At 53.5% G+C, this 3713-nt stretch carries 4 protein-coding genes and 1 pseudogene; all 5 read left to right on the top strand.

Annotation, left to right across the window (positions count from 1 at the left end; genetic code table 11):
• Positions 1–218 (top strand): annotated as a pseudogene (locus tag Q0P86_RS16685) (hypothetical protein); the annotation flags it as partial.
• Between the two features lie 247 nt (positions 219–465).
• Positions 466–1380, top strand: a complete 915-nt coding sequence (fabD, locus tag Q0P86_RS16680; protein WP_295041068.1) for an ACP S-malonyltransferase — start codon at positions 466–468, stop codon at positions 1378–1380.
• Between the two features lie 118 nt (positions 1381–1498).
• On the top strand, positions 1499–2239 hold the full coding sequence (fabG, locus tag Q0P86_RS16675) for a 3-oxoacyl-[acyl-carrier-protein] reductase (protein ID WP_295041066.1): 741 nt from the start codon (positions 1499–1501) through the stop codon (positions 2237–2239).
• A gap of 51 nt (positions 2240–2290) precedes the next feature.
• Positions 2291–2530: an acyl carrier protein gene (gene acpP, locus Q0P86_RS16670; RefSeq protein ID WP_072800986.1), complete on the top strand. Its 240-nt coding sequence runs from the start codon at positions 2291–2293 to the stop codon at positions 2528–2530.
• 194 nt (positions 2531–2724) lie between these two features.
• Positions 2725–3564, top strand: a complete 840-nt coding sequence (gene rnc, locus Q0P86_RS16665) for a ribonuclease III (RefSeq protein WP_295041064.1) — start codon at positions 2725–2727, stop codon at positions 3562–3564.
• Positions 3565–3713 lie beyond the last annotated feature (149 nt).

Here is a 3713-nt window from a genome sequence, read left to right as displayed (position 1 = left end):
AAGGCCTTGAGGAAGGTCGCGTCAAGGGTCTTGAAATCGGCCGTGAAGAAGGCCGTGCTGAAGGACGCGCTGAAGGTGCCGACGCCAAAGCTCGCGCAACGGCTGTTGCTATGCTTATGGATAACGAACCGATTGAAAAAATCGTCAAGTACTCGGGCCTTTCTGAAAAAGAAATACTTGAGCTTCGCCGTTTGCAAACGGTTCCATCTGAAAGATAGCTGTCCAACAAGCAAATTGATGTGGCAAATAGCTCAAAAAATGTAAATCTGATCAAATTTGAAGGTCCCTCTGTTTGAGGGGCCTTTTTTGATGTATTTTTCCGCTACTTTATAAAAATATTTTAAAAATCTTACATTTCTGTTTTCTTGCTAGGTTTGCATGGGGAGCCCTTTTGCATGTTCTGTATTTTCTAAATTGTAGCGCGAAACAATAAAAGTGCGGTCTAGCCGCAGAGGTATATATATAATGTCTAAGACGATTTTGCTTTTTCCGGGCCAGGGTGCCCAGTATGTGGGCATGGGCCAGACGCTGGCTTCTACTTTTGAACCGGCCAGGAAGCTCATGATGCAGGCCGACGAGATTCTCGGTTTCTCGCTCTCCAAGCTCATGGCCGAAGGTCCCGAAGAAGTTCTGAAGAGCACCGACAACACCCAGCCGGCACTTTTTACCGTGTCTGCCATGGTGATGGAACTCCTCAAGTCCGAAGGTTTTGCCTTTGACTACGTGGCAGGTCATTCCCTCGGTGAATACTCCGCCATTTACGCTGCCGGCGGTTTCAGCTTCGATGACGGCCTCCGCCTGGTGCGTACCCGTGGCGAACTCATGGCCAGCGCCGGTTCCAAGAACCCGGGTGCCATGGCCGCTATCATGGGCCAGGACGAAGCCAAGATTCTTGAACTTTGCGAAGCCGTGAAGGATGCCGGTACTGTGGTTCCGGCCAACATCAACTGCCCGGGCCAGATCGTGGTGTCCGGTGCGGTCGCCGGCGTGAACAAGCTCGTCGAAAATTGCGCTGCTGCCGGCATCAAGGCCATTCCGCTCGCCGTTTCTGGTGCCTTCCACAGCCCGCTCATGCAGTTCGCTCAGGCAGGCCTTGCCGAAGCGATTGCCAAAACCAAGTTCAACGATGTCGAAAAGCCGGTCATTGCCAATGTGATTGCCGAACCGGTCACGAAGGGCGCTGAAATTGCCGACCTCCTGGTGCGCCAACTGGTGTCTCCGGTCCGCTGGAATGATTGCATGAACAAGGCCATGTCCCTGGGTGTGACGCAGGGTGTCGAAGTGGGTTCCGGCAAGGTGCTTATGGGCCTCATGCGCAAGATCAGCCGCGACGTGAAGGTCACTCCGGTCGAAACAATCGAGGCTTTCCAGGCATTATAGAACTTAGAACTTAGAGCTTAGAACTTAGAACGACGTCATTGCGAGCGTAGCGAAGCAATCCAACTAAGTTCTGCCTACTAAGCTCTGCCAACTGCGGCTCTGCCGCGAAAGGACTACTATGGGTAAACTTACTGGTAAAAAGGCAATCGTGACGGGCGCTTCTCGCGGTATCGGTCTCGCCATTGCAACCAAGCTCGCCAGCGAAGGTGCTGACGTCGCTATCCTTTCCACCTCGGTCAAGGAAGAATTGGCCGACAAACTTTCCGCCGAACTTGGGGTGCAGGTCAAGAGCTATGCTTGCAACGTGGCCGACTCCGAAACGGTGCAGAACGTGTTCAAGCAGATCATTGCCGACATGGGCACGGTCGACATTCTGGTGAACAATGCCGGTATTACCCGCGATGGCCTGCTGATGCGCATGAAGGACGAAGACTTCGACGCCGTGATCGCCACGAACCTGCGTTCCGTGTTCCTTTGCACCCGCGCTGTCGCCCGCACCATGATGGGCAAGCGTACCGGCCGCATTATCAACATTTCGAGCATTAACGCCCTGCACGGCCAGGCCGGTCAGGCCAATTACGCCGCCGCCAAGGCCGGCATTATCGGTATGACCCGCTCCAACGCCATGGAATTTGCCTCTCGCGGCATTACCGTGAACGCCATTGCCCCCGGTTTTATCGGTACCGACATGACCGCCGCCATGGATGAGGCCACCAAGGAAAAGTATGCCGCCCAGATTCCGCTCGGCCGCATCGGAAAACCCGAAGATATTGCCAACGCTGCCGCATTTTTGGCGTCCGACGACGCCTGCTACATCACCGGCCAGATTCTTGGCGTCGATGGTGGGTTGAACGCCTAGGCATTTTTTACTAAATTTGAACTCAAACAATCAATCCAAATGGAGATTACAATGAACGAAGAAATTTTCAAGAAGGTCACCGCTGTTATCGTTGACAAGCTCGGCGTTAAGGCTGAAGATGTCAAGCCGGAATCCGAATTCGGTAACGACCTCGGTGCCGACTCCCTCGACCGCGTGGAACTCGTGATGGCCCTCGAAGACGAATTCGAAGTCGAAATTCTCGATTCCGACGCCGAAAAGTTTGCCAAGGTTGCCGACGTGGTTGCCTTCATCGAAGCTAAGAAGGCTTAATTATTAGCCTCTTTCGATAGCGCTTTAAAGAGGCGGGACCATCAGGTGCCGCCTCTTTGCTTTTTTCTATTATGTCATTATCAACTTTTCCTCCATACGTTGTCCTCGACCGCTAGGGAGGGGATCCATAATTTGAATTTCAATGATGGATTCCGTCACGCTTCGCGTTCCAGAATGACTTCATGGTATAACTTATGGAACAAACAACTCTTCTCCACAAAGTGCTTAAGCTCTGGTTTCGCCAGAAGTCCGATGGCGGGCTTGAGGCGAAGCTCGGGTACCGGTTCAAGGATCCCGAACTCTTGGCGCATGCGCTGGTGCACCGTTCATTCTTGACGGGCACGGACATGCCTTACGCGAGCAACAACGAACGTCTGGAATTTTTGGGCGATTCCGTGCTGAACATGCTCACCACCGAATATCTTTACAAGGCTTATCCCGACGATCCGGAAGGTGAACTTTCTAAGCGCAAGAGCGCCATTGTTTCGGGACACGCCTGCGCCCAGTCGTCCAAGGAATGGAGCCTGAGCGAATACATGAAGGTAGGCAAGGCCGAAGAAAAGCTCGGCGGCCGCGGCAAAGAAAGCATTCTGGCTGACGCCTACGAAGCGGTTCTTGGCGCTGTTTACTTGGATGGCGGTCTTGAAGAGGTGCGCGCGATTTTGAACAAGTTCCATTTCCCGCGTGTGCAGGAAATTATCTCTGCCGAAGATTTTGCGAATCACAAGAGTGAACTCCTGGAATACCTGCAGGGTAAGCTCCGCACGGTTCCGGAATATATCGTGGTCGATGAATCGGGACCGGAACACCAGAAGGTGTTTACGGTTGAAGTTCATGTGGATGGCCGCGTGTACGGCCGCGGTCAGGGGGGCAACAAGAAGAAGGCTGAGCAGGAAGCTTCCCGCGTGTCGCTCGAAATGCTTTTAGCTGAAGCCGCGCAGGCCGAAGCAGATGGTTCGGCAAGCTCACCAACCGACAAAGCTGCCGCTCCCAAGCCCAAGAAGCAGAAACAGCGTCACGTCGGCTTGCCGTAGTCGTTGTTCCCGGGATAAACCCGGGAAGACAAAACCCATCCGCAGTTCCGTCGATCTAGGCCTTGTCCCGCCGTAGCCGATAGTTCTCTGCGACTGTCATGCCGGGCCTGTTCTGCCATAGCTAACTATTTCTCGCAATTGTCATGCCG

It is taken from the genome of uncultured Fibrobacter sp., assembly GCF_946062555.1.
In the GTDB taxonomy this organism is placed as follows: Bacteria; Fibrobacterota; Fibrobacteria; order Fibrobacterales; family Fibrobacteraceae; genus Fibrobacter.
The sequence above is the reverse complement of the archived record's forward strand: the minus strand, read 5'-3'. Positions and strand labels throughout refer to the sequence as shown.

Excerpts from the sequence above, each read along its gene's own strand:
- fabD (WP_295041068.1), top strand. The coding sequence starts at position 466 with ATGTCTAAGACGATTTTGCTTTTTCCGGGCCAGGGTGCCCAGTATGTG.
- fabG (WP_295041066.1), top strand. The coding sequence starts at position 1,499 with ATGGGTAAACTTACTGGTAAAAAGGCAATCGTGACGGGCGCTTCTCGC.
- acpP (WP_072800986.1), top strand. The coding sequence starts at position 2,291 with ATGAACGAAGAAATTTTCAAGAAGGTCACCGCTGTTATCGTTGACAAG.
- rnc (WP_295041064.1), top strand. The coding sequence starts at position 2,725 with ATGGAACAAACAACTCTTCTCCACAAAGTGCTTAAGCTCTGGTTTCGC.